The organism is Pseudomonas parafulva NBRC 16636 = DSM 17004 (assembly GCF_000730645.1).
In the GTDB taxonomy this organism is placed as follows: domain Bacteria; phylum Pseudomonadota; class Gammaproteobacteria; order Pseudomonadales; family Pseudomonadaceae; genus Aquipseudomonas; species Aquipseudomonas parafulva.
In genome coordinates this window covers 17,032-41,517 of the sequence record NZ_BBIU01000026.1, presented here as the reverse complement: position 1 = coordinate 41,517, position 24,486 = coordinate 17,032, and the positions used below count along the sequence as shown (strand labels likewise).

Annotated in this window: 26 protein-coding genes; 9 read left to right on the top strand and 17 right to left on the bottom strand. The window is 63.8% G+C overall.

From position 1 onward, the window contains the following. Nucleotides 1–41: 41 nt before the first annotated feature. Together PPA02S_RS16580 and cysK are read right to left on the bottom strand one after the other, a co-directional pair. The gene (locus PPA02S_RS16580) at nucleotides 42–977 is read right to left on the bottom strand and encodes an aspartyl/asparaginyl beta-hydroxylase domain-containing protein (RefSeq protein WP_028635431.1); all 936 of its coding nucleotides are present in this window, start codon (nucleotides 975–977) and stop codon (nucleotides 42–44) included. A 171-nt stretch (nucleotides 978–1,148) separates the two neighbouring features. Beyond that, a complete protein-coding gene (cysK, locus tag PPA02S_RS16575) occupies nucleotides 1,149–2,123 on the bottom strand; it encodes a cysteine synthase A (protein ID WP_028635430.1) in 975 nt (324 codons plus the stop codon). A 132-nt stretch (nucleotides 2,124–2,255) separates the two neighbouring features. Between cysK and PPA02S_RS16570 the strand changes: the two genes are divergently transcribed. The 3 genes from PPA02S_RS16570 to PPA02S_RS16560 all read left to right on the top strand — a co-directional run bounded on the left by PPA02S_RS16570 (nucleotide 2,256) and on the right by PPA02S_RS16560 (nucleotide 5,506). Next, nucleotides 2,256–3,329, top strand: a complete 1,074-nt coding sequence (locus tag PPA02S_RS16570; RefSeq protein WP_028635429.1) for a DUF748 domain-containing protein — start codon at nucleotides 2,256–2,258, stop codon at nucleotides 3,327–3,329. Between the two features lie 140 nt (nucleotides 3,330–3,469). After that, complete coding sequence (locus PPA02S_RS16565) at nucleotides 3,470–4,315, top strand: AAA family ATPase (protein ID WP_028635428.1); 846 nt, start codon at nucleotides 3,470–3,472, stop codon at nucleotides 4,313–4,315. Between the two features lie 12 nt (nucleotides 4,316–4,327). Beyond that, nucleotides 4,328–5,506 carry a vWA domain-containing protein gene (locus PPA02S_RS16560; protein WP_028635427.1) on the top strand — a complete coding sequence of 393 codons (1,179 nt, stop codon included), beginning with the start codon at nucleotides 4,328–4,330 and terminating at the stop codon, nucleotides 5,504–5,506. A gap of 164 nt (nucleotides 5,507–5,670) precedes the next feature. Here PPA02S_RS16560 and PPA02S_RS16555 read toward each other — a convergent pair whose 3' ends face one another. The 6 genes from PPA02S_RS16555 to PPA02S_RS16530 are packed head-to-tail and all read right to left on the bottom strand — an operon-like array spanning nucleotide 5,671 to nucleotide 9,849. Continuing rightward, nucleotides 5,671–6,588, bottom strand: a complete 918-nt coding sequence (locus tag PPA02S_RS16555) for a 5-oxoprolinase subunit C family protein (protein WP_028635426.1) — start codon at nucleotides 6,586–6,588, stop codon at nucleotides 5,671–5,673. Continuing rightward, nucleotides 6,585–7,271, bottom strand: a complete 687-nt coding sequence (pxpB, locus tag PPA02S_RS16550; protein ID WP_028635425.1) for a 5-oxoprolinase subunit PxpB — start codon at nucleotides 7,269–7,271, stop codon at nucleotides 6,585–6,587. Before pxpB ends, PPA02S_RS16555 begins: the two co-directional genes overlap by 4 nt. Then, complete coding sequence (locus PPA02S_RS16545; protein ID WP_042141831.1) at nucleotides 7,268–8,011, bottom strand: 5-oxoprolinase subunit PxpA; 744 nt, start codon at nucleotides 8,009–8,011, stop codon at nucleotides 7,268–7,270. The genes pxpB and PPA02S_RS16545 overlap by 4 nt, the downstream gene beginning before the upstream one ends. A 24-nt stretch (nucleotides 8,012–8,035) precedes the next feature. After that, nucleotides 8,036–8,557, bottom strand: coding sequence for a DUF2937 family protein (locus tag PPA02S_RS16540; protein ID WP_028635423.1), 522 nt, complete (start codon nucleotides 8,555–8,557; stop codon nucleotides 8,036–8,038). Between the two features lie 9 nt (nucleotides 8,558–8,566). Then, on the bottom strand, nucleotides 8,567–9,340 hold the full coding sequence (locus PPA02S_RS16535) for a class II glutamine amidotransferase (protein WP_028635422.1): 774 nt from the start codon (nucleotides 9,338–9,340) through the stop codon (nucleotides 8,567–8,569). A gap of 14 nt (nucleotides 9,341–9,354) precedes the next feature. Next, nucleotides 9,355–9,849, bottom strand: coding sequence for a hypothetical protein (locus PPA02S_RS16530; RefSeq protein WP_028635421.1), 495 nt, complete (start codon nucleotides 9,847–9,849; stop codon nucleotides 9,355–9,357). A gap of 91 nt (nucleotides 9,850–9,940) precedes the next feature. On the opposite strand from PPA02S_RS16530, the gene PPA02S_RS16525 reads away from it, so the two are divergent. After that, nucleotides 9,941–11,980 carry a S9 family peptidase gene (locus tag PPA02S_RS16525; protein WP_028635420.1) on the top strand — a complete coding sequence of 680 codons (2,040 nt, stop codon included), beginning with the start codon at nucleotides 9,941–9,943 and terminating at the stop codon, nucleotides 11,978–11,980. Between the two features lie 22 nt (nucleotides 11,981–12,002). On the opposite strand, the gene PPA02S_RS16520 is transcribed toward PPA02S_RS16525, so the two are convergent. Continuing rightward, complete coding sequence (locus tag PPA02S_RS16520) at nucleotides 12,003–12,281, bottom strand: hypothetical protein (RefSeq protein ID WP_028635419.1); 279 nt, start codon at nucleotides 12,279–12,281, stop codon at nucleotides 12,003–12,005. 132 nt (nucleotides 12,282–12,413) lie between these two features. Between PPA02S_RS16520 and PPA02S_RS16515 the strand changes: the two genes are divergently transcribed. The 3 genes from PPA02S_RS16515 to PPA02S_RS16505 all read left to right on the top strand — a co-directional run bounded on the left by PPA02S_RS16515 (nucleotide 12,414) and on the right by PPA02S_RS16505 (nucleotide 13,756). Then, a complete protein-coding gene (locus tag PPA02S_RS16515; protein ID WP_028635418.1) occupies nucleotides 12,414–12,782 on the top strand; it encodes a YajD family HNH nuclease in 369 nt (122 codons plus the stop codon). Nucleotides 12,783–12,848: 66 nt separating this feature from the next. Further along, nucleotides 12,849–13,319, top strand: coding sequence for an RNA methyltransferase (locus tag PPA02S_RS16510; protein WP_028635417.1), 471 nt, complete (start codon nucleotides 12,849–12,851; stop codon nucleotides 13,317–13,319). Nucleotides 13,320–13,414: 95 nt separating this feature from the next. Continuing rightward, nucleotides 13,415–13,756 carry a YgaP family membrane protein gene (locus tag PPA02S_RS16505; RefSeq protein ID WP_028635416.1) on the top strand — a complete coding sequence of 114 codons (342 nt, stop codon included), beginning with the start codon at nucleotides 13,415–13,417 and terminating at the stop codon, nucleotides 13,754–13,756. Between the two features lie 19 nt (nucleotides 13,757–13,775). Here the strand turns inward: PPA02S_RS16505 and PPA02S_RS16500 are convergent, their stop codons facing one another. The 6 genes from PPA02S_RS16500 to PPA02S_RS16475 all read right to left on the bottom strand — a co-directional run bounded on the left by PPA02S_RS16500 (nucleotide 13,776) and on the right by PPA02S_RS16475 (nucleotide 19,677). Continuing rightward, nucleotides 13,776–14,984, bottom strand: a complete 1,209-nt coding sequence (locus PPA02S_RS16500; RefSeq protein WP_028635415.1) for a hypothetical protein — start codon at nucleotides 14,982–14,984, stop codon at nucleotides 13,776–13,778. A gap of 39 nt (nucleotides 14,985–15,023) precedes the next feature. After that, complete coding sequence (locus tag PPA02S_RS16495; protein WP_028635414.1) at nucleotides 15,024–15,473, bottom strand: YcgN family cysteine cluster protein; 450 nt, start codon at nucleotides 15,471–15,473, stop codon at nucleotides 15,024–15,026. Between the two features lie 112 nt (nucleotides 15,474–15,585). Continuing rightward, the gene (locus tag PPA02S_RS16490) at nucleotides 15,586–16,518 is read right to left on the bottom strand and encodes a D-2-hydroxyacid dehydrogenase (RefSeq protein WP_028635413.1); all 933 of its coding nucleotides are present in this window, start codon (nucleotides 16,516–16,518) and stop codon (nucleotides 15,586–15,588) included. Nucleotides 16,519–16,520: 2 nt separating this feature from the next. After that, nucleotides 16,521–16,814 carry a YcgL domain-containing protein gene (locus tag PPA02S_RS16485; RefSeq protein ID WP_028635412.1) on the bottom strand — a complete coding sequence of 98 codons (294 nt, stop codon included), beginning with the start codon at nucleotides 16,812–16,814 and terminating at the stop codon, nucleotides 16,521–16,523. Beyond that, nucleotides 16,811–17,944, bottom strand: coding sequence for a ribonuclease D (rnd, locus tag PPA02S_RS16480; RefSeq protein WP_028635411.1), 1,134 nt, complete (start codon nucleotides 17,942–17,944; stop codon nucleotides 16,811–16,813). Before rnd ends, PPA02S_RS16485 begins: the two co-directional genes overlap by 4 nt. 89 nt (nucleotides 17,945–18,033) lie before the next feature. After that, on the bottom strand, nucleotides 18,034–19,677 hold the full coding sequence (locus PPA02S_RS16475) for a phosphoethanolamine transferase (RefSeq protein WP_028635410.1): 1,644 nt from the start codon (nucleotides 19,675–19,677) through the stop codon (nucleotides 18,034–18,036). Nucleotides 19,678–19,925: 248 nt separating this feature from the next. Between PPA02S_RS16475 and PPA02S_RS16470 the strand changes: the two genes are divergently transcribed. After that, on the top strand, nucleotides 19,926–20,162 hold the full coding sequence (locus tag PPA02S_RS16470; RefSeq protein ID WP_028635409.1) for an HP1242/YdcH family protein: 237 nt from the start codon (nucleotides 19,926–19,928) through the stop codon (nucleotides 20,160–20,162). Nucleotides 20,163–20,243: 81 nt separating this feature from the next. On the opposite strand, the gene PPA02S_RS16465 is transcribed toward PPA02S_RS16470, so the two are convergent. After that, nucleotides 20,244–21,425, bottom strand: coding sequence for a trans-sulfuration enzyme family protein (locus PPA02S_RS16465; protein WP_028635408.1), 1,182 nt, complete (start codon nucleotides 21,423–21,425; stop codon nucleotides 20,244–20,246). 92 nt (nucleotides 21,426–21,517) lie between these two features. Here PPA02S_RS16465 and PPA02S_RS16460 point away from each other — a divergent pair, with 92 nt between their 5' ends. Continuing rightward, on the top strand, nucleotides 21,518–21,979 hold the full coding sequence (locus PPA02S_RS16460) for an Lrp/AsnC family transcriptional regulator (RefSeq protein ID WP_028635407.1): 462 nt from the start codon (nucleotides 21,518–21,520) through the stop codon (nucleotides 21,977–21,979). A 30-nt stretch (nucleotides 21,980–22,009) separates the two neighbouring features. Here the strand turns inward: PPA02S_RS16460 and PPA02S_RS16455 are convergent, their stop codons facing one another. Next, entirely contained in the window at nucleotides 22,010–24,340 is a 2,331-nt protein-coding gene (locus PPA02S_RS16455) for an FdhF/YdeP family oxidoreductase (protein WP_028635406.1), read from the bottom strand. Nucleotides 24,341–24,486: the final 146 nt, after the last annotated feature.

The following is a 24,486-nucleotide window of genomic DNA, read 5'->3' as shown; positions in this document are numbered from 1 at the left end:
CACTGGCCATCAGGTATGGCCAGGGCCGGCTGCGCGAGGGCTTAGAACAACCAGCGGTACAGCAGGTAGGCCACCACCACTGCCAGTACCGGCCGCAGAATGCGGTAGGCCTTGGGGTTGGCGCGTTTGAACTGTTTCACACGGGTGCTGATGCGGTTGCTGAAGCGCTTGCTCCAGGCGTAGGCCTGGTTGATCCCGCCCACACGTTCTTCATCGGTGTTTTGCGGCGCCGTGGCGCGGCCCAGGAAAGCACTGACCTTGCGGTTGATACGCACCATCAGCGGGCTGCTGAGCGGGCGTTCGATGTCGCAGAACAGGATCACCCGGGTGACGTCGGTTTCGTTCTTGACCCAGTGCACGTAGGTTTCATCGAACATGACGTCCTGGCCATCACGCCAGGCATAAGGTTCGCCATCGACGTAGATGCGGCAGGCATCGGAATTGGGCGTGGACAGCCCCAGGTGATAGCGCAGCGAGCCGGCAAACGGGTCGCGGTGCGGGTTGAGGTGGCTGCCACCCGGCAACAGGGCGAACATGGCGCCCTTGACGTTGGGGATGCTGCTGACCAGCTCCACGGTGCGTGGGCACAGGGCTTCGGCCGAAGGCAACGGCTTGTCGTACCACTTCAGGTAGAAGCGCTTCCAGCCCTTCTTGAAGAACGAGCCGAAGCCGGCGTCGTTGTCCTTTTCGGCGGCGCGGATGTAACCCTCGTCGAACAGGCGCATCGCCTCCTCGCGGATTTCCTGCCAGTTATCCTTGAGCACGTCCAGTTCCGGGAAGCGCTGGCGGTCCAGGTACGGCTTGGATGGCACACCGGAAAACAGATACATCAGGCTGTTGTAGGGTGCGAACAGCGCTGAATGGTTGACGAACTGGCGCAGCACCGGCAGGCGCGCCTTGCCTCGCAGGTGCACATACAGCACGCTGCCGAAGAACACCAGCAAGACACCCGCCTTGGCTGCAAAGGATAAGGTCATGCATCACTCCTAGGGGAAGGGACCGGCCCGGGCGGCCGCCCTCCTTAAAATCATCCCGCCATCATAAACCGATCCCGCCGAGGTAAAAACAACCTGGGCGGGATCTCACTCATGAAGATTGTGCAATGAAGCGCGCGAGAAAGTGTTGCGCCGGGTCAGCGCCAGGCGGCCTTACTGCTGGTTTTCCTGCTCGCTGAACATATCGCTGAACAGCATGCTGGACAGGTACCGCTCGCCGGAGTCAGGCAGGATCACCACCAGGGTCTTGCCCTGCATTTCGGGTTTTTCCGCCAGGCGCACCGCGGCAGCCATGGCGGCGCCGCAGGAGATACCACACAAAATACCCTCTTCCTGCATCAGACGAATGGCCATGGCCTTGGCTTCTTCGTCAGACACCGTCATCACCTGGTCGACGATGGACAGGTCGAGGTTCTTCGGCACGAACCCTGCGCCGATACCCTGGATCTTGTGCGGCGTTGGGGTCAGCGTTTCACCCGCCAGCGTCTGGGTGATCAGGGGTGACGACACGGGCTCGACGGCTACAGAGGTGATGGCCTTGCCCTGGGTGTGCTTGATGTAGCGCGACACACCGGTGATGGTGCCGCCCGTGCCCACGCCGGCGACGATCACATCCACGGCGCCGTCGGTGTCGTTCCAGATTTCCGGGCCGGTGGTCTTTTCATGGATGGCCGGGTTGGCGGGGTTTTCGAACTGCCCTGGCAAGAAGTACTGCGCCGGGTCCGAAGCCACGATTTCGTTGGCTTTCTCGATGGCGCCCTTCATGCCTTTTGCAGGTTCTGTGAGTACCAGTTCGGCGCCCAGCGCCTTGAGCACCTTGCGCCGCTCCAGGCTCATGGACGCGGGCATGGTCAGCATCAGTTTGTAGCCACGGGCGGCGGCGACGAAGGCAAGGCCAATGCCAGTATTGCCAGAGGTGGGTTCGACGATGGTCATGCCGGGCTTGAGCTTGCCGCTGCTTTCGGCGTCCCAGACCATGTTGGCGCCGATGCGGCACTTGACCGAGTAACCCGGGTTGCGCCCTTCGATCTTGGCCAGGATGGTCACACCGCGCGGGGCGATGCGGTTGATCTGCACCAGCGGCGTGTTGCCGATGGAATGGGCGTTGTCTGCGTAGATACGGCTCATGGCAGGGGTCCTTGGCATGAAGAGGCACAGAAAGGCTTCAAGGGTAAGCCGGTGCCGGCAGCCCGTAAAGCCTGTTCGAACTCCCCTGCGCAGGCTGCGGTCAACCGCACATCCCGCCCTGGAGACACTGCCATGAGAGCCCGTTATCGCTGGCCGCTGATCGGCCTTGCCAGCTTCATCGTGCTGCTGGTGGCCCTGCACATTGCCCTGCCCTACCTGGTGCGCGACTACCTCAACCAGAAACTTGCCGACATGGGTGACTACCGCGGCCAGGTGGCCGACGTGGACCTGGCCTGGTGGCGCGGTGCTTACACCATCAATGGGCTGCAGATCGTCAAGACCACCGGCAAGGTGCCGGTGCCGCTGCTGGATGCCCCGGTCATCGACCTGTCGGTAAGCTGGCACGCCCTGTGGTACGACCATGCGGTGGTGGCGGAAGTGGCGTTCGTGCGCCCCGAACTGAACTTCGTCGACGGCGGCAACAAGCAGAACTCCCAGACCGGCCAGGGCACCGACTGGCGCCAGCAGCTGGAAAAGCTGCTGCCGATCACCCTCAACGAAGTACGCATCAACGACGGTGTGCTGACCTTCCGCAATTTCAACTCCAAACCCCCGGTCACCCTCAAGGCCACGAGTCTGCAGGCCAACGTGCGCAACCTCACCAATATTCGCGACGAAGCAGGCCGGCGAGATGCCAGCTTCCAGGCAACGGCGCTGATTGCAGGGGATGCCAAGGTGGAAAGCCGCGCCACGTTCGACCCCTTCAGCGACTTTGACGATTTCGAATTCCGCCTGCGGGCTACCGGTATCGAGCTGCGCAAGCTCAACGACTTCGCCAGTGCCTACGGCAAGTTCGACTTCAAGGCCGGGCGCGGTGACGTGGTGATCGAGGCCCAGGCCACCAATGGCCGGCTGAGCGGGTACATCAAGCCGCTGCTGCGCGATGTGGAGGTATTCGACTGGCAACAAGACGTGCAGAACAAGGACAAAGGGGTGCTGCGCTCGGTATGGGAAGCGCTGGTCGGTGCCACGCAGACCGTGCTGAAAAACCAACCCAAGAACCAGTTCGCCACCCGCGTGGAGTTGAGCGGCAGCGTGCGCAAACAAGACATCAGCGCGTTCGAGGCGTTTCTGCAGATTCTGCGCAACGGCTTTGTCCAGGCATTCAACGCGCGCTACGAACGTGGCGCTCCGGATACCGACTGAGCGCCCGTGACTGGGCATTCAAGGGCTGAATACCGGGTGTGCATTTGCAGCCGGGTAGCCCCGCGTTATAGTCGAGGGCTAATCAAATATTGGTGTTGCCGGTACCAACACAGGGCCGGCCACCCGCAGAGGACAACCCCATGAAGTTCGAAGGCACCCGCGATTACGTCGCCACTGACGACCTGAAACTGGCCGTGAACGCGGCGATTACCCTCGAACGCCCGCTGCTGGTCAAGGGCGAGCCGGGCACCGGCAAGACCATGCTCGCCGAGCAACTGGCGGCCTCATTCGGTGCGCGCTTGATTACCTGGCACATCAAGTCCACCACCAAGGCCCAACAGGGCCTGTACGAGTATGACGCGGTCAGCCGCCTGCGCGACTCGCAACTGGGCGTGGACAAGGTCCACGATGTGCGCAATTACCTGAAGAAGGGCAAGCTGTGGGAGGCGTTCGAGGCCCAGGAGCGGGTCATTCTGCTGATCGATGAAATCGACAAGGCCGACATCGAGTTCCCCAACGACCTGCTGCAAGAACTCGACAAGATGGAGTTCTACGTCTACGAGACGGATGAGACGATCAAGGCCACGCAGCGGCCGATCATCATCATTACCTCGAACAACGAAAAAGAACTGCCTGACGCCTTTCTGCGTCGCTGCTTCTTCCATTACATCGCCTTCCCCGACCGCAGCACCCTGCAGCAGATCGTCGATGTGCACTACCCCAACATCAGCCAGTCGCTGGTCAGCGAAGCGCTGGATGTGTTCTTCGACGTGCGCAAGGTGCCAGGCCTGAAAAAGAAGCCGTCCACCTCCGAACTGGTGGACTGGCTCAAGCTGCTGATGGCTGACAACATCGGCGAAGCCGTGTTGCGCGAGCGTGACCCCACCAAGGCCATCCCGCCGCTGGCCGGTGCGCTGGTCAAGAACGAGCAGGACGTGCAACTGCTGGAGCGCCTGGCCTTCATGAGCCGGCGCGGCAACCGCTGACGGAGCCGGGCCATGCTGCTCAACCTGTTCAATGAAATGCGCGCGGCCAAGGTGCCCGTGTCGGTACGCGAACTGCTCGACCTGCACCAAGCCCTGCAGCGGCACGTGGTGTTCGCCGACATGGAAGAATTCTACTACCTGGCCCGCGCCATTCTGGTGAAGGACGAGCGCCACTTCGACAAGTTCGACCGGGCCTTCGCCGCCTACTTCAACGGCCTCGAGAACCTCGACAGGCACATCGAGGCGCTGATCCCCGAAGATTGGTTGCGCAAGGAATTCGAGCGTTCGCTGAGCGACGAGGAACGCGCGCAAATCCAGTCGTTGGGTGGCCTGGACAAGCTGATCGAAGCGTTCAAGCAGCGCCTAGAAGAGCAAAAGGAGCGCCATGCCGGCGGTAACAAGTGGATCGGCACCGGTGGCACCAGCCCGTTCGGCTCGGGTGGCTACAACCCCGAAGGCATCCGCGTGGGCGATGCCGGCAAGCGCCAGGGCAAGGCCGTGAAGGTGTGGGACCAGCGCGAGTACCGCAACCTGGACGACCAGGTGGAACTGGGTACCCGCAACATCAAGCTGGCCCTGCGGCGGCTGCGCAAGTTCGCCCGGGAAGGTGCTGCAGAAGAGCTGGATATCGACGGCACCATCGACCATACCGCCCGCGATGCCGGCCTGCTGAACATCCAGATGCGCCCGGAGCGGCGCAACACGGTGAAGCTGCTGTTGCTGTTCGACATCGGTGGGTCGATGGATGCCCACGTCAAAGTGTGCGAGGAGCTGTTCTCGGCGTGCAAGACCGAGTTCAAGCACCTGGAGTACTACTACTTCCACAATTTCGTCTACGAGTCGGTGTGGAAGAATAACCTGCGCCGCACCTCGGAGCGGTATTCAACCTTTGATCTGCTGCACAAGTACGGCGATGACTACAAGGTGGTGTTCGTGGGGGACGCCGCCATGGCGCCTTATGAAATCACTCAGCCCGGCGGTAGCGTGGAACACTGGAATGAAGAGGCCGGCTATGTGTGGATGCAGCGCTTCATGGAGAAATTCAGGAAGATCATCTGGATCAACCCGTACCCCAGGCAGGCCTGGGACTACACCGCGTCCACCCACCTGGTACGGGACTTGATCGAAGACAAGATGTACCCGCTGACCTTGCAGGGGCTGGAAGATGGGATGCGGTATTTGTCGAAGTGAGCATTGGGGCTTGTGGCATGTGTTCGCTGCAACACGGTTTACGCCTATGAGATCGAGCGCAGCCGCGCGGCGCATCGCGAGCTGCGCTCGCTCCTACATTTTTTGAGCCAATTACGCTGCAATAACCGTAGGAGCGAGCAAAGCTCGCGATAGGGCCACAAGCCTTACAACCAACGGCCCAGGTAACGCTGCTGCTCACGCCAGGCCTCATCCTGCACCACCGGCCTGAACCGCACGCCCGCCCCTGGCATGCACTGCGCCAGCTGGGCCAGCGCAAGGGGTGTCAGCGCGCCCAGCCGCGGATACCCGCCAATGGTCTGCCGGTCATTGAGCAACACGATCGGCTGGCCATCCGGCGGCACCTGCACCGCACCCAGTGGTATGCCTTCGGAAATCATCGGCGCGCCCTGATAGACCAGTTGCGGGCCTAACAGGCGAATACCCATGCGGTCGGCCCGGCTGTCCAGCGTCCACTCCCGGTTGAATGCCTCGAACAGGCTGGTACCACTGAAATCGCCAATTTGCGCGCCTATCACCATATCCAGCACAGGGTTTTGTGCAACGGGTGGGCGCTGCGCCAGCGGCACCTCGCGCAGCGGGGCGACAGTACCGGCAAACGTCAGGCACTGGTCTTTCACCAGTGCAGCACCCTGCCCGTCCATCCCCCCAAGCCCCTCACGCACCACGGTGGCACAACTGCCCAGTACCGGCGTGCCGTGAAAGCCGCCTGGGGCTGCCAGATAGGCCCGCACCCCGTGCCCGGGGTGTTTGAAGCTGAGCCGCTGTCCCTTGGCCAGCGCGAAGCTGCGCCAAGGCTGCAGAGGCTCATCATCGATGCAGGCATGCAGGTGGGCGCCGGCCAAGGCCAGTACGCAATCCTGCCGGGCCTCGACGCAAAAGCCACCCAGCGCCACCTCGACCACCGGCGCGCCGAGCGCATTGCCCAGCAGCCAGTTGGCCCAGTACAGGGCCACCCAATCCAGCGCGCCGCCTTGGGTCACGCCCAGGTGGCGCACCCCGAAGCGCCCGGCGTCTTGCAACTGGCACAGTGGCGTGCTGGCGTGGATCTGCAAATGATTCATGGCTGCGCCTCGTCATCGCCGCCCAACGCCAGGAACTGGCTGCGCGAAACCGGCACGAAACGCACGCGGTCACCGGGTTGCAGCAAGCTGAAGCCTCCACGCTCGCGGTCGAACAACCGCACCGGGGTGCGCCCGATCAGGTTCCAGCCACCTGGCGACACCGCCGGGTACGCCGCCGTCTGGCGCTCAGCAATACCCACGCTACCCGCCGCCACCTGCTTGCGCGGGGTGCTCAGGCGCGGGCTGGCCAGGCGTTCGTCCACCAGGCCCATGAAGCCGAAGCCGGGGGCAAAGCCCAGGGCGAACACAGGGTAATCACGTTCGCTGTGCACGCGAACCACTTCGGCCTCGCTCAACCCGCTGCGGGCTGCCAGCACGGGGAGTTCTGGGCCGACACTGGCGTGGTACCACACCGGAATTTCATGCCGGCGGCCACCACTCCCGGCGCCTGGCTGCAGGCCTTCCAGCGCCTGGGCGATCAACGCCCTCGCCTCGCTGGGTGGCAAGGCGAACTGCACCATCAAGGTGGTGTAGGAAGGCACGAGGTCCAACAGGTGCGCGCCAAATGCCGTACTCAGGCGCTGGCTGGCGGCTAGCATCCACGGCATGTTGGCCTCGTCGATACGCTGGAACAGCCGCACCATCAGGGTGTCGATGGCGACGACCTCGATGCGCGGCGTCACCGAGCCCCCAGCGCATCGAGGGCCTGACGTATCTGCCGCACCGCTGCCACCGAACTGTCGTTGTCGCCGTGCACGCAGAGCGTGGTGGCCTCCAGGCACAGGGTGCTGCCATCGTTCGCTACCAGCGTGTCGCCCCGGGCCAGGCTAACCGCTTGCTCCACCACCCGCACCGGGTCGTGGTGCACAGCACCGGGCAAGCGGCGCGACACCAGATGGCCGCTGGCCGTATAGCCGCGGTCGGCGAATGCCTCGAACCACAATGGCACGCCGAGCTCATCACCCAAGGCCTGGGCGGGGCGATTGTCGGCGGTGGCCATCAGCACCAGCGGCAGGTCGCCGCTGTAGGCCGCCACAGCTTCCAGCACGGTACGCAGAACAAGCGGGTCGGCCATCATGTCGTTGTACAGCGCGCCGTGGGGCTTCACATAGGCCACACGCCCGCCCTGCACCTTGCAGATGCCGCCCAGCGCGCCGATCTGGTAGTGCAGCAGGTCGCGGATTTCTTCCGGGCTGCAGGCCATGGAGCGGCGGCCAAAGCCGACCAGGTCCGGGTAGGCCGGGTGGGCGCCGATGCTCACCCCATGCTCCAGCGCCAGTGCCACGGTGCGGCGCATGGTGCCAGGGTCGCCAGCGTGGTAGCCGCAGGCGATGTTGGCGCAATCGATGTAAGGCATCACCTCGGCATCCAGGCCCATGCGCCAGCTGCCGAAACTCTCACCCATGTCACAATTGAGCAGCATGTGAAGCCTCCCGATACCTGACCGTCAGCGCCAACTCTCCTTCACCACCCGGCGGCGCCCACCCACTATCAACCAGCCTATGCCCAGCAACACGCTTTCCACCAGGAATGCGAGCACGAACCCGCCCCCCACGCCCCAGCCGATCGCCTCAGGGACCAACACGATCTGGTAGGTGTAGCCATTGAGGGTTTCTTCGCGCAGCTGCGGGTCGGCCTGCACCAGCACATGCCAGGTGCGCTGCGCCCACGACCCTTGCAGGGCCTGCCATTCGGTTTCCAGCAACTGGTTGCGGATCATCAGGCTTTCGATGCTGTTGGCATCGCTGTTGAACACCGGGTCGTCGCTGCTGCGGTAGTGCCGCAGCAGGGCTTGCAGGTCGCCATTGAAGAAGCGCTCGGCTGTCTGGCGGAAGCCGTCCAGCGCCTCGCGGGACTCGAACAGGTGCGCCTCGACACGCTGGCTGTAATCCTTGACCAGCCCCGGGACCTGGATACCGACCAGCAGGCCGAAGGTGAACAGCAGCAACCGCAGGTAACTTCTGAACATGCAGCGTCCTTAGCTTTGGCCGTGCGCGGTGCACTCTCCGTGCCGCCACAGGGCCCATTGACCTGGCTCGTAACGGTTCCAGGTCTCGTTCTCGGTCAAGGCCTCGGTGGCGATCACCGTGACCACGTCATTGGGGGTGGTTTGGGTATGGAAATCGACGATCAGGTCGACATCCTTCAACCGCGCCGCACCAAAGGGGGCCCGGCGGGTTATGTGCACCAGCTTGGTGGAGCAGAAACAGAACAGCCAGTCCCCGTCGCTGAGCATGCAGTTGAACACCCCCAGGCTGCGGTAACCGGCACAGGCTTCGACCAGCACCGGCAACAGCTGTTCAACCGGCACGGGGTCGGGGAAGGCGCTGCGCACGCGGTTGAGCAGGTCGCAGAAGGCCGCTTCGCTGTCGGTGTCGCCCACTGGCCGATAGAAGCCATTGCCGCCCTTGAAATCACCCAGCTGACCGTTGTGCGCAAAGCACCAGTTGCGGCCCCACATCTCCCGCACGAAGGGGTGGGTATTGGCCAGGCATACCTTGCCAACATTGGCCTGGCGAATGTGGCCGATCACCACCTCGCTCTTGATCGGGTAGCGCTGCACCAGGTTGGCCACCTCCGACTCGCTGCTGGCGGCCGGGTCCTGGAACAGGCGCAGGCCACGCCCTTCATAGAAGCCAATGCCCCAGCCGTCACGGTGCGGGCCGGTACGCCCACCGCGCTGCATCAGGCCGGTGAAGCTGAATACGATATCGGTGGGAACGTTGGCACTCATGCCCAGCAGTTCGCACATGGCTGTGTCTCCGCTTACAAACGGGGCTCGACCCGGCCACCGCCCTGGGGGGCGGCTGGCGCAGGGTCGCGGTAACGGTCGTGGCGCTCCGCAGCCAACGGTGCCTGCGCAGCAAGCTGCTCGTCTTCGGCCGCCTCGCGCTGGGCAGCCGCTTCTGCGCGCAGGCGGCGCTCACGGGCGCGTTTTTCCAGCGGCCAGCGCAGCAGCACGAAGACGCCATACAGGATAAAGGCGATGAGCCCGTACATGGCGAAGTCCGACACCGCCCGCCAGGCGTTGTTGCCGACCTTGAAGGCGACGTCCAGGGCGGTGATGGCGATGGCCGGGGCGAAGTTGTCCTTCACCGGGTCGACCACGGTCGGGGTGAACAGCAACACGGCCAGTACTACCAGCAGCGGCTCGCGCAGCCAGCGCCACATCCAAGCGGTGAGCTTGAAGCCCACCAGCAGGCAACCCAAGGCCGCCACTGCGTACAGGCCCCAGGCAAGGGTGTAGTCGTTCTCGATCATGGTGTGGGTGCAAGCCAGGCAAATAGATGCCTATGATAAACACTTTTCCGGGCGCAGACAGCGTCTCCCTGTTTCGGCCAAGAGATCCCCAATGCCCAGCAAGCCACAGCCGCCCATCGCCCGCGCCGACCATGCCGCCGACCCGTACGCCTGGCTGCAACAGCGCGACACCCCTGAAGTGCTCGCCTACCTGCACGCCGAAAACGACTACCAGCAAGCCTGCCTGGCAGACCAGGCGCCCCTGCGCGAGCAGCTGTTCGAAGAAATAAAGGGCCGCATCCAGGAAACCGACCTGTCGCTGCCCACTCCATGGGGGCCGTACCTGTACTACACCCGCACCACGGCGGGGGATGAATACCCACGCCACTACCGCTGCCCGCGCCCTGCCGACGACTCCAACACCGTCGACCAGGCCCAGGAGCAACTGCTGCTCGACCCCAACGCCCTGGCAGGCGGTGGCTTCCTGTCGCTGGGCGCCTTCAATGTCAGCCCGGACCACCGCCTGCTGGCCTACAGCCTGGATACCAGCGGCGACGAAATCTACACCCTCTACGTGAAGGACCTCGCCACCGGCGCGCTCACCACCCTGCCCTTCGAAGAGTGCGACGGCAGCCTGACCTGGGCCAACGACAGCCAGACGCTGTTCTTCGCCGAGCTTGACGACACCCATCGCCCCTGGCGCCTGCGCCGCCACACGCTGGGTAGCGATGCTGCGCACACGGTGTTCGAAGAGCCAGACGGGCGGTTCTTCCTGCATTGCTACCGCACCAGTTCCGAACGCCAGCTGGTGCTGCTGCTGGGCAGCAAGACCACCAGCGAAGCCTGGGTGCTGGATGCCGATACCCCGCAGCAGCCGTTCACCTGCCTGGCATCACGCGAGGAAGGCCACGAATACTTCCCCGACCACGGCCAGCTGGACGGTGAGTGGCGCTGGTTCATCCGCACCAACCAGGACGGCATCAACTTCGCCCTGTACCACGCCCCGTCTACGCCAGTGCCTGGCCGTGACGCCTGGCAGCAACTGGTCGCGCACCGTGACGACATCATGCTGGAGGGGCTGAGCCTGAATGCCGAGGCGCTCACCCTGAGCCTGCGCGAGGGCGGCTTGCCCATCATCGAAGTACGCCCTCAGGGCCTGCCTGCCTACCGGGTGCAGTTGCCTGACGCTGCCTATAGCCTGTACGTGCAGGACAGCCTGGAATTCGCCAGCCCGCGCCTGCGCTTGCGCTACGAAGCACTCAACCGCCCGGCCCAGGTGCGCCAGCTGGAACTGGCCGACGGTGCCCAGGTGGTGCTCAAGCAAACCCCGGTACTGGGGCGCTTCGATGCTGACGACTATGTCAGCGAACGCCTGTGGGCCACCGCAGCGGACGGTACCCGGGTGCCGATCAGCCTGGTGCGTCGCCGTCAAGACCTGGGCCGCACGGTACCGTTGTACCTGTACGGTTATGGCGCCTACGGCGAGAGCCTGGACCCGTGGTTTTCCCACGCGCGGCTGAGCCTGCTCGAGCGCGGCGTGGCCTTTGCCATTGCCCACGTGCGCGGCGGCGGTGAACTGGGTGAGGCCTGGTACCGCGCCGGCAAGCAGGCGCACAAGCACAACACCTTCAGTGACTTCATTGCCTGCGCCGAACACCTGATTGGCGAAGGCGTGACGGCCAGCGACCGGCTGGCCATCAGTGGCGGCAGTGCGGGTGGCCTGTTGATCGGTGCTGTGCTGAACCTGCGCCCCGACCTGGTGCGTTGCGCCATTGCCGAGGTGCCGTTCGTCGACGTGCTCAACACCATGCTCGACCCCGAGCTGCCGCTGACGGTGACCGAGTACGATGAATGGGGCAACCCGCAGGAGCCGCAGGTGTACGAGCGGATCAAGGCCTATGCCCCCTACGAGAACGTGAAGGCACAAGCCTACCCCGCCATGCTGGTGGTGGCCGGCTACAACGACAGCCGCGTGCAATATTGGGAGGCCGCCAAATGGGTGGCGCGCCTGCGTACCTGCAAGACTGACAGCCACCTGCTGCTGCTCAAGACCGAGATGGGCGCTGGCCACGGCGGTATGAGCGGGCGCTACCAGGGGCTGAAGGACGTGGCGCTGGAATATGCGTTCGTGCTGGGTGAGCTGGGGATGTAGCCGGCACCTGCCGGCGCTGTGATCACTTGCCGGGCGTCACGGGTTTGTCTGCCTCCTGGCGCAAACCTGGCAGTGGTTGGTCCTTCGGCGGCCCGGGCACGGGCATCGGCGGCAGCAGCGGCGCCCCTGGTTCAGGGTCGTAGGCCTTGGGCGGGCTGCTTGGGGTGATCTGCGGGTAGGGCGTTGGGGTTGGCGTGCCGGGTGCACCGGGCACCGGCGTGCTCAACCTGGGCGGTGTGCTGGCGGCTTCGGCCAACGGCACGCCTGCCAGCATCGTCATGGCGAGGATCGCAGCGAGCATCAGCAACCTCCTGTCTAGAAACTTCCTACAGGCTACGCTGATATTGCGGTTTGTGCCTGTCCGTCAGCCCCGCAAGCGCGCTAGACTCGATGGCATAACCGTCACCTGCCTGATAAGAACGAAGGAAACACCATGACCTCCTCCACTTCCGCCGCCACTGCGCGCCTGGACCGTATTCTGGCCGATGCCAAGCGCGACAAGGAAATGGGCTACCGCGACAAGGCCCTGAGGATGTACCCCCACGTGTGCGGCCGCTGCGCCCGGGAATTCGCCGGCAAGCGCCTGAGCGAGCTGACGGTGCACCACCGCGACCACAACCACGACAACAACCCGCAGGACGGCTCCAACTGGGAACTGCTGTGCCTGTACTGCCACGACAACGAACATTCGCGCTACACCGACCAGCAATACTTCAGCGAAGGCTCCACCAGCACCCCCAGCATCGCCAAGGCCACGCATAACCCGTTCGCCGGCCTGGCTGGGCTGCTGAAGAAGGACTGACCATCGAGCCCCCGCTACGGCCGGGCAGCCCGTATAATCGCGCTTTTTTGCGAAGGGCCCCGGTACGTGGCTAACAAACGATACAGTTGCATTGGCCTGTTCAACCCCAAGTCGGCCGAAAACGTTGGCTCGGTCATGCGCGCAGCAGGCTGCTACGGGGTCAACTCGGTGTTCTATACCGGCAAGCGCTACGAGCGCGCCCGTGACTTCGTCACCGACACCAAGCGTGTGCACTACGACATCCCGCTGATCGGCATCGACGACCTGCAACGCATCATCCCACTAGGCTGCACGCCTGTTGCGGTCGAACTGGTGGAGGGCGCCCGCCCGCTGCCCGAATACACCCACCCAGACCGCGCCCTCTACATCTTCGGCCCCGAAGACGGCAGCCTCAGTGCCGAGGTACGTGCCTGGTGCGAAGAAACCATCTACATCCCTACCGAAGGCTGCATGAACCTGGCGGCGACCGTGAACGTAGTGCTGTATGACCGCCTGGCCAAAGGGCTCAATACCCGCTCGGGGCCCAAGTTCAAGTAGGTGCACGTGCCGCTGGCGAGCCTGCCCGGCAACCCGACTGAACGACGCCAAGGGCAGGCGGGTCAGCTGCATACACTTCACAAGGAGGGCTTGCCATGCTTGATAACCATGCTACTGCGCCATCAAAGGACCAGAACGTTCACGGCATCGAGCGCGTCAGCTCGCTGGCGGGTGGGGCGCTGATGGTCACCCGGGGGCTGCGTCAGGGCGGTGTGCTTGGGCTGCTGAAGGTAGCTGTGGGCGGCCTGGCGCTGGCCCGGGGTCTGAGCGGCCACTGCGCCACAAAGGCCTGGCTGCAGCGCAACCGCCAGGAGTACAACCGGCTGCGTACAGACCTGCAACGCAGCGGTGCCGAGCTGGAGGCCTTGAAAGACAGCGCCAAAGCGGCTACTGAAGGCGTTACGGTGACCGGCAAGGACCCTGTGGCTGATACCTGATGCGTCGGGCGTGGAGCCTTTAACGCAAGGCTTTGCTCTGTAACACGTCGGAGCTGCGCCCCAGCACGTTCTCGCTGATCTTCACGAACTCCTCCGTGCTGACGCTTGGCAGGCGCATCAACCCGCGCGCCACGTCATCGAGAGAACGCTTGGCCTGGGTATGGATGCGGATTTCCTTGTCCAGGGCCTGCAGCAACATCACGCCCCGCGCTACCTGAGCGGGGCTGGCCTGGTCACCCTTGAGTGTGGTGACCTTGGCGCCCTGCTTGCTGAGCCGCGCCTGCCAGGCCTGATAACGGTCGTCGCTCATCCCACCAGACCTGCGCAGCAGTTCGCTGGCGTAATAATCCGTCAGGCTCTCCACCAGCCAGTCACTGCCGTCGCGTGCGCGAATCTGGGTAAACAGCTGCACGACCTCGCGCAACAATGGGCTGCTGCCGTTCTCGCTGACCATCGGCCTGCCGCTGTGCAGGTACAGCGAGCCATGGGCCGCCATTGCCCCGCGCCACATGCCGTCCCGGGCACCGACCACCAACAGTTTGGGTGGGTTGCGCGGGAACGTCGCCTGCAGCTGTGGCCATACGTAGGTAAGCAAGGTCAGGCTGTCCATGCGCCGCATACCCTGCCCCACGGGCGCTGCCACGGTCACATCGGTGTCGCCCAGGCGGGCGCGGCGGCTGCCTAGGTCGCCGGCCAGTATCCAGCCTGTCGGGCGGTCGAACAGCCGCGAGCTGTCGTCGATACGGAACTTGTCCTTGCCGATACGCGGCCAGGCGGTTTCGACGCTTTTCCAGCCCTCGGGGAGGTCGAAGGTGAGCCGCGCGACCAGTTCGGTGCCGTCCTGCTGGTCGAGATGCGCAGGTGGAATCAGCTGATCGCCCTGGAACAGCGCCCAGTGCGGGGTGATCCTGGTGCCATAGGCGCCCTTACTGTGCTTCTGGTCCAATTGCACGCGGTAGCTGAGGCTGGTCTTGCCGGAGGCCGGTTGCCACACACCGTGCTGGCCACGCAGCTGCCACTGGCCGTCGGCCTGGAAACCGCTGTACGCGCCGAGCTTGCCCAGGTCGAAGTCCAGGCTGCGCACAGCACTGCCGTCAGCCAGGGTGACGCGAACTTCGGCCTGGCCGCTGGCGGGCATCAAGCGTACCTGGTAGTCCAGGTCGACCTTTTTCGCCCAGGCGGGTGAGGCGGCCAGCAGGCCCAACAGCAACAACGGGTGGCAACGCATAACACAACTCCTTGTCCCCCGCCGCAGCGAGGCGCACCGTTAACTGGCGCGGAAAATCAGGTGGTCTTCCCAGTCATCTTCGTGCACGGCCTGCTCACTGAGCATACGCCCAGCCTGGGAGATGCGCTGTTCGTGCACCTGCTGGCGGTCGCCGCAAACCAGGTGATGCCATGCCGGCAGGTCCTTGCCTTCGCTGACCAGCCGGTAACCGCAGGTGCTGGGCAGCCAGCGGAACTGGTCGGCCTTGCCCGGGGTAAGCTGAATGCAATCAGGTACGTGGGCAAAGCGGTTGGGGTAGTCGCTGCACTGGCAGGTGTTCAGGTCCAGCAACTTACAGGCAATGCGCGTGTAATAGACGCTGTTGTCGTCTTCATCCTCGAGCTTTTGCAGGCAGCACAGCCCGCAGCCATCGCACAGCGATTCCCACTCTTGCGGGCTGAGTTGTTCAAGGGTTTTACCACGCCAGAACGGCGCGTTTTCAGCGTTCATCCCACGGTTTTCCTGCATTAGGGCAGCTACAAGCTGCAAGCTAGAAGCTGCAAGCAAAGGCAACGCGTACGGCTTTTTCTTGCCGCTTGCAGCTTGTAGCTTGCAGCTGCGGTCAATAGCCGCGAGCGAAGTCGACTTCACCGCGCAGCGCCTGGCCGGTGCCATAAGCTCGCACATTTTCGACGAACAACCGCACCATCGCGGCAGGCGAGGTCGGCGCCGAGCTGTGGCCGGTCAGCAACAGGCCCCAGGCGGTCCAGAATGGGTGCTGCCGGGGCAACGGCTCCTGGCGGCACACATCGATCACCGCACCGGCCAGGTGGCCCTGCTTCAAGGCCTCCACCAGGTCGCCATCGACCACCGACACACCGCGCCCGGCGTTGATGAACAACGCCGTGGGCCGGAAGCACCTGAACATGGCTGCGTCATAGATATCATGGGTGGCCGGTGTATCTGGCAGCAAGTTCAATACATAGTCCACCTCGCCCACCAGGCGTGGCAGGTCCTCAAGCGCTGCAACCTCGACGAACGGCGCCTGCTCCCGGGCGCTGCTCGCTACGCCGTAGAGCACCACACCAAACGGCTGCAGAAACGCCGCCACGCGCTGGCCGATATCACCGGTGCCCACCACCAGCACCTTGCGCCCTTCGAGGGAGCAGCCCTGACGGTCATCCCAGCGCCGCTCCACCTGGCTGACCAGGCGCGACAACACCTCCCGCTCATGCCCCAGCATGTAGGTCAGCATGTACTCCGCCATCACCTGGCCGAAAATGCCCACTGCCCGGGTGAGGCGGTAGCTGCGTGGCAGGCCCGGCGCCAGCAGCGGCGTGATCCCGGCCCAGGTGGTCTGCACCCATTGCGGCACATGGCCCTGGCGCAGCAGGCTGGCCAGCAGGTCCGGCTGGCCCAGCCACACCGGGCACTGCGCAGCAAAGCGCGACAGTTGCGCGGAGTCACCGCTGGTCAGCACTTCTAGGTCAGGTGCGGCCTGGGCCAGCAGTTCGGCATAACGCGCATGCTTATGCTCGGCAATCAGTACACGCATGATCAGGCCGGGTCGTTACGGCGCAGCAACTCTTCGGGCAGGTGCTCGATGTAGTCGTCGTCCGGTGGCGGCATTTGCAGGTGATAGCCCTGGTTTTCCAGGTTCTCCAGCACCTTGGCGATGTCTTCACGGGCCAGCTTGCGCTCTGGGGTCAACACCAGGTCAAAGGCATGCTGGGGGGTGCCGAAAAACGGCAGCAGGGCTTCGGGCACGCGCTCCAGGCCATCGGCCTTGAGCAGGTACAGGTACATTTCGCGCTTGCGCGGGCTCTTGTAGATGGAGCAGATACGTTTCATCGGGTTTCTCCGGCGCCGGCCAGGCTGTTCAGCAGGGCCTGGCCCATGCGCTCGCGACGCCAGCCGCGCAGCGAATCGGGCAATTGATAAGGGCCATTGGGGTAGCCGCTCTTGAGCAACGCCTCAAGGGTTTTCTTGCGCAGCATCAGCTCGGGCGCAATGCCCAGGCGCTCACCTTCGGCCTGCCCCACCGCGCGCAGCTGTTTCAAAATGCCAGAGGCTTCGATGGGCAACGGCTCGGGCAGTACCGGCGGCCACTGCTCCGGGGGCAGGCTGGCCGCACGCTTGATCAGCTGGACGAGAAACTCGCCGTCCTGGCGGATGGTGCGCGGGTGCATCTCGTCGATGCGAGCCAAGGCGGCCAGGTTGCTGGGCTGGCTCTTGGCCATGGGCCACAGCGAGTGCTCCTTGAGGATGCGGTTGCGGGGCACGTCACGCTGGCGCGCTTCGCGCTCGCGCCAGGCGCACAGCTCGCGCAACACCGCCAACTGCTGAGGCGCCAACTTCCAGGCCAGCTTCACATCGCGGTACAGGCCCTCGGGCTCCACGTCGCGGCGCAGCTGGGCCACCAGCTCAGCACCGTCCTCCAACACCCACGCGTACTTGTCGTCGGACAGGCGCGGGCGCACGGCAATGAACAGCTCCGCCAGGTGCACGGCATCTTCGGCGGCGTAGCTGACCTGGGTATCGGACAGCGGGCGCTGTAGCCAGTCGGAGCGCGTCTCGCCTTTCGGCAAGTCGATGCCGAGCACCTCCTGCACCAGCCGCGAATAGCCCATGGAGAAACCCAGGTTCAGGTAACCCGCCGCCAACTGGGTGTCAAACAACGGCTGCGGCAAACGCCCGGTCAGGCGCAGCAGCACCTCGAGGTCTTCGCTGCAGGCATGCAGTACCTTGACCACACCGTTGTCTTCGAGCAGGTCGGCAAGGGGTTGCCAGTTGCCGATGAGCAACGGATCGATCAGGAAGGCGCGCTTGCCGTCGCCAATCTGGATCAACCCGGCCTTGGGGTAGAAGGTGTCGACGCGCATGAATTCGGTGTCGACGGCGACGAAAGGCAGTTGGCGCCAGTCGCTGCAATGTGCGGCCAGGCTCTGGTCGTCACGGATCCAGTGTATTTCGATGGCCACGAGGCTCTCCCACTAACATTGGCGCGCAGTATATACGGCGCGGGCACTGCGGGTGAAACCCAGGCCATCGTCATTACCGACCAAGGGTGCTATTGGCCGTTGGCAGCGGCAAGCCAGGGGCGGCAGCCGGCAAACAGGTCCAGGGACCGCTGATACACCCCGGTATGCACCTGCAACAGGCCGAGCATCGAGTGGAACAGGTTGTCCTGGGACAACGGCGCATCGCCCAGTTTTGCCAGGCAACCGGTGTCCACACCGAAGTCCTGCTGGTAGCTGTCGGAGAACCAGGCCAGCAACGGTACGTGCTTTTGCTGTTCGGGGGCGATGGCGTAAGGGGTGCCATGCAGGAACAGGTTGTACTCGCCCAGCGACTCGCCATGGTCCGACAGGTAGATCATGGCCGTGTCCACCTTGTCCTGCTTGCTGCGCAGGGTATCGATGAGCGACGCCAGCACACGGTCGGTATAGGCCAGGGTGTTGTCGTAGCCGTTGATGATCTCCTGCTGGCTGCACTGGTCCAGGGCGTTGCTCTGGCACACCGGGGTGAAGCGCTGGTCGGCTTGCGGGTAGCGTTTGAAGTAGTCGGGGCCGTGGCTGCCCATCTGGTGCAGCACCAGCACGGTGTCTCTGTCGAGGTTGTCGATCAGCTCGCCCAGCCCTTGCAGCAGCACCTGGTCGTGGCACTCGCCGCCTGCGCACAATTGCGGGTCTTTCAGGTTGGTGAGGTTGACGTACTGCACACGGTCGCAGGTGCCCTTGCAGCCGGACTGGTTGTCGCGCCACTGCACGTCCAGGCCGGCACGTTTGAGGATGTCCAGCAGCCCTTCACGGTTTTTTGCCACGCGGGCGTCGTAGTCCTTGCGCGCCATGCCAGAGAACATGCACGGCACCGACACTGCCGTTTCGGTGCCACACGAGTGCACATCGGAAAACGCCAGCAGGCCCTGTTCCTTCGCCAGGTTCGGCGTAGTGTCGCGGTCGTAGCCCAACACCCCAAAGTGGTCTGCACGGGCGCTCTCCCCGACCACCAGCACGGTCAGCGACTTGCGCTGGTGGCTGTGCCAGGCAGCGTCGCGGCTGGCATCTTCACCATATGGCTGGAACGGCCGCGAGGCTGTGGACACGCGCTCGCTCACATAGGTCATGGATGCGCCGACGATATTGCTGGGCGTCAGCATCAGGCGCAATTCATGGTGGTTGCGCAGCAGCGACGACAGGCCCTGGTAGTTGGCCAGGCCCACCGAGCCCAAACCCACCACGCACGCCGCGCTGACCACCAGCTTGCCCAGCAGCTCACGCTGCCAGGTGCGGTACACAACAGGGGCCTTCCACAGCAGCAGCGAAGGCACCACACCCAGCCCGAGTATGTACAAAGCGAACTTCAGCGACATCAGGTCGCGGACTTCGGCCACGTTGGTTTCGGCCATGTTGGCGAACATGCCGGCGTCGATCAGCACACCGTAACGGTTCATGAAGTACGCCACACCCGCGCCGCTCATGAACAACACGATCAGCAACGGCTTGAGCACGTAGCGGAAGGCGCACAGGGTCAGTATCAGGTTGAAGGCGAACAGCATCAGCACGGCGAACGCAAGGCTCAGCCACAAGCCCGGCAAGCCAGGCGGCACCACTTGTTCGAGGTGCTGCCAGAGAAAGAAATTGAAGCCGATCAGCAGGTACAGGCTGGCCAGCAGCGTGACCCATTCGGTCCGCAGGGGTTTGATGTTGGGCATGGGCGTTCACAACCAGGCATGAGACCTCCCGGGCCGGATGGCACCGGGAGCAAACTGCGCGAACTCTAGAAAGCGTGCCATCAATTTTATGTGAAAAATAACGTTACAATTCCGTGAGTCGCCTGTTTTCATGTGCGCAATGCAACTTGTTCAGCTGGCGTTCAGCCAACCCCGGCCGCCAGAGCCGGCCAAAGGCAGCTATCCTCAGTGGTCAGGACCTTACCGACCAACCTGACCGAGGTGAAGAAATGCCAGTTCCGCATGACCTGCTCGCTGACTTGCACGTAACCGCCGATGCCTTCCAGGCGCTCATTGACAAGGACCAGACGCTGCACGCACTGCACAAGGAATACAACGCCAAGGACAAGGAGGTGCTCGCTGCAGAAAGCAATGGCACCAATGACGATGTGGTCAACCGGCTGCGCAAGGAGCGGCTGTTGATCAAGGACAAGATCGAGCGCGTCATTCACGCACCGGGGGCTTGAGCAAGATTGAGTGAGTCCAGGGCCTCTTTGCGAGTCAATTGTTCCTGCGGTGAACATTGCACTCGCCAGGAGGCCCTGTCTTTATCCTGCAGCCAAAGCGTTCAGAGCACCGTTCAGGTCTTCGATCAAATCGTCATGAGCCTCAATCCCCACCGACAGCCGTAGCAGGTTTTCGCTGATCCCCATCACACCCTTCTGCTCGGGGCTGAGGGAGCAGTGGGACATGGTCCACGAATGGTTGATCATGCTTTCCACCCCGCCCAGCGAATCGGCCAGCACAAAAATCTGCAACGCCTCCACCAGGCGGTTCATGGCAGCTCGGTCGCCTTTTACCTTCATGGCCACCACTGCCCCGCCACTGCGCATCTGGCGCTTGCACAGTTCATGCTGCGGGTGGCTTTCAAGGCCCGGGTAGTACACCTGCTGCACCTGGGGGTGGCGTTCGAGCATGCGCGCCACGCGCAACGCATTGGCGCATTGGCGCTCCATACGCACGTCCAGCGTCTTCAGGCCACGCAGCGCCAGGTAGCAGTCGAACGGGCCCTGCACCGCACCGATCGCCATGCTGATACGGCGCAGGCGGTGCAGCAGTTCGTCGCTGGCGGCCACCACCACGCCGCCAGTCAGGTCGGAGTGGCCACCGATGTACTTGCTGGCCGAATGCATCACCAGGTCTACACCCAAGGTGATCGGGCGCTGGTTCCAGGGGGAGCAGAACGTGTTGTCGATGCAGGTGAGGATGCCCCGCGCGCGGGCAAGGTCGCACACCGCCTTGATATCGACCAGGTGCAGCAGGGGGTTGGTGGGCGACTCGATCCAGATCAGCCGGGTTTCCGGCTTGATGGCCGCAGCCACAGCCTGCAGGTCGTTGAGGTCGACATAGGTAGTGGTCAGGCCTGAGGTGTGGCTGCGGTAATCTTCCATGATGCGGAAGGTGCCGCCGTACACGCCGTTCATCACCACCACGTGGGCGTCCTTGGGCAGCAGTTCCAGCACGGTGGCCGTGGCGTTTACCCCGGACGCGCAGGCGACCGCGCCGGCGCCCTCTTCCAGGGCCGCCACGCAGGTTTCATAAGCGTGCCGGGTGGGGTTGCCCACGCGGCTGTAGGAATACTCGGGCTTGTCGTCCAGGCCGCGCTTGATGAACGAGCTGGCAGTGACGATAGCCGGGAAGATGGCATTGTCGGCGACGCTGAATTGCTCGCCGGCATGGATGGTTCGGGTGGCGAAATGGCGCGGCTTGTCGGACATGGTCAGGCCCATTGGCAGAGGTGAAGCTGCCACTATCGCACAACCCCAAAGTGCTGGCCTTGGGGTAACCTGTGAAAACTTCTTCGCCAAGGCCTGCGCCTGATATGGACAGCTTCGACCAACACATTCTCACCCTGCTGCAGCGCGATGCCTCGGTGTCCCTCAAGGACCTGGCCGAGGCGGTAAACCTGTCCACCACCCCCTGCTGGAAGCGCGTCAAGCGCCTGGAAGACGAGGGTTACATCGTGGGCCGCGTCGCCCTGCTGGACCCTGAACGGCTAGGGCTGGGGCTGACGGTGTTCGTGCAACTGAAAACCCAGCGGCACGACAGCGTCTGGCTGGAGCAGTTTGCGGCAACCGTGACCGCGTTCGAGGAGGTAATGGAGTTCTATCGCATGTCCGGTGATTGGGACTACATGCTGCGGGTGGTGGTGGGGGACATCGCCGCGTATGACCGGTTCTACAAGAAGCTGATCAACAGTACCGATGGGCTATCGAACATCACGTCCAGTTTTGCCATGGAGCAGATGAAGTACACCACGGCGTATCCGGTGCATCGTTCCTGATGCTGAGTGACTGTACTGGGCCTGCCGCCGTCAATCAGCCGCCAGCACCGCCTCGATCCGGTTGCCCGCCTTGGCCTTCTCGACCTTGATTGCCACGAACTTGGAGGTCGGCGTGTAGGTGCCGTCGCCGTAACTGTCCAGCGGCACCAGCGGGTTGGTTTCAGGGTAGTAGGCTGCGGCCTGCCCCTCAGGCACGTCATAGGCCACCAGGCGGAAGCCCGATACGCGACGCTCCACGCCATCCTCCCACAGCGACACCAGGTCTACCTGCTCACCGGGCTCGAAACCCAGGCGGCGGATGTCGGCTTCGTTGACGAAGACCACTTCACGTAGCCCGAATACACCGCGATAGCGGTCGTCCAGGCCGTACAAGGTCGTGTTGTACTGATCGTGGGAGCGCAGCGTCTGCAGAATGAGGTCAGGCGTGTCACCCCGGGCCAGCACCTTGGCGTTGACCAGTTGCTCAGGCAGTGCATGCGGGCTGAAGCGGGCCTTGCCGGTAGCCGTGCGCCAGGTGCGTTGAGCGGCGGCATTGCCCAGGTGGAAGCCGCCAGGTGCTTGCAGGCGCTCATTGAACGCGGCAAAGCCTGGGATCACGTCGGCAATCATGCTGCGGATACGGCCGTAGTCTGCCACGGCGTATTCCCAGTCGATTGGCTGCTTGCCCAGGGTGGCCTGTGCCATGCCGGCGACAATCCACGGCTCCGAGCGCAGGTGCGGCGAGCGCGGCCGCAGTTGCCCATGGGAGATGTGCACCATGCTGAAGGTGTCCTCCACCGTTACCCCTTGCGGGCCGTTGGCCTGCACGTCGATTTCGGTCCGGCCCAGGCACGGCAGGATCAGCGCATCGCCCCCAGTGACCAGGTGCGAACGGTTGAGTTTGGTGGAAATCTGTACGGTCAACGCGCATTTGCGCAGCGCCGCGTGGGTGCGCGGGGTGTCTGGCGTGGCTTGGGAGAAGTTCCCGCCCAAGGCGATGAAAACCTTCGAGCGCCCCTCTTCCATGGCCTTGATCGCCAGCACAGCGTTGTGGCCGTGGGCACGGGGCACGCGGAACTCGAAGCGCTTCTCCAGAGCATCGAGCAACGCCGGCTTGGGCTTTTCGTCGATACCCATGGTGCGGTCACCCTGCACGTTGCTGTGACCGCGCACCGGGGAAAGCCCAGCCCCCGGTTTACCAACGTTGCCCCGCAACAACTGCAGGTTGACGATTTCCTGCACGGTAGGCACCGAATGCCGGTGCTGGGTGACGCCCATGGCCCAGCACATGATCACCCGTTCGGCCTTGCGGTACATGCGCGCAGCCAGCTCGATCTCGGCCTGGGTAAGCCCGGACTGCTCAACGATATGCGCCCAGGGCGTGGTATCCACGGCTTGCAGGTAGGCGTCCACGCCGCTGGTGTGCTCGGCGATGAACGCGTGGTCGAACACCGCCGGCGCACCGCTGGCCTGGGCCTCGCGTTCCCATTGCAACAGGTATTTGGCGATGCCGCGCATCACTGCCATGTCGCCGCCCAGGTTCGGGCGGAAATACGCCGTGTTGGTGGGCTCGGAGCCGTTGCTGAGCATTTCGAACGGGTGCTGGGGGTGCTGAAAGCGCTCCAGCCCGCGCTCCTTGAGGGGGTTGAAACACACCACCTGCGCGCCGCGCTTCACGGCCTCGCGCAACGGTTCAAGCATGCGTGGGTGGTTGGTCCCGGGGTTCTGGCCGATCACGAAGATGGCGTCGGCCAGTTCCAGGTCGTGAAACACCACCGTGCCCTTGCCCACGCCGAGGGTTTCGGACATCCCCACGCCGCTGGCCTCGTGGCACATGTTGGAACAGTCGGGGAAGTTGTTGGTGCCATAGGCGCGCACGAACAGCTGGTAGAGGAAGGCGGCTTCATTGCTGGCGCGGCCTGAGGTGTAGAACTCGGCCTCATCGGCCGAACCGAGTGCGCGCAGGTGCCGGGCGATCAGGGCGAACGCCTCTTCCCAGCTGGTTTCCACGTAATGGTCAGTGGCAGCGTCGTAGCGCATGGGGTGGGTGAGCCGGCCCTGGTACTCCAGCCAGTAGTCGGTCTGTTCGGCCAGGGCGCTGACGCTGTACTTGGCAAAGAAGGCAGGGTCCACCGAACGGCCGGTGGCCTCCCAGTTGACGGCTTTGGCCCCGTTCTCGCAAAACTTGACCATATCGCTTTCCGGCGACTCGCCCCAGGCGCAGCCGGGGCAGTCGAAGCCACCGTTCTGGTTGGTCTTGAGCATGGCCCGCAGGTTCTTGAAGGCGTTGTCGCTGCCCAGCCAGCTTTTGGTGACGCTCTTGAGCGCCCCCCAGCCGGCGGCGGCGCCTTTGTAGTCCCTGATGTGGTCGTCTTGGCTCATGCGGTGAATCCTCACGCTACGGTGCTTTCATTCAGCCTACGGAGCGTGGTGCTGGGGCGTCCAATCGAAAGATCTTACGGAGTGATAAGCGGTTTCGATGATGCGCCCCAAGCCGCGATAGAGCCTGTTTATCATACGGTCGGGCA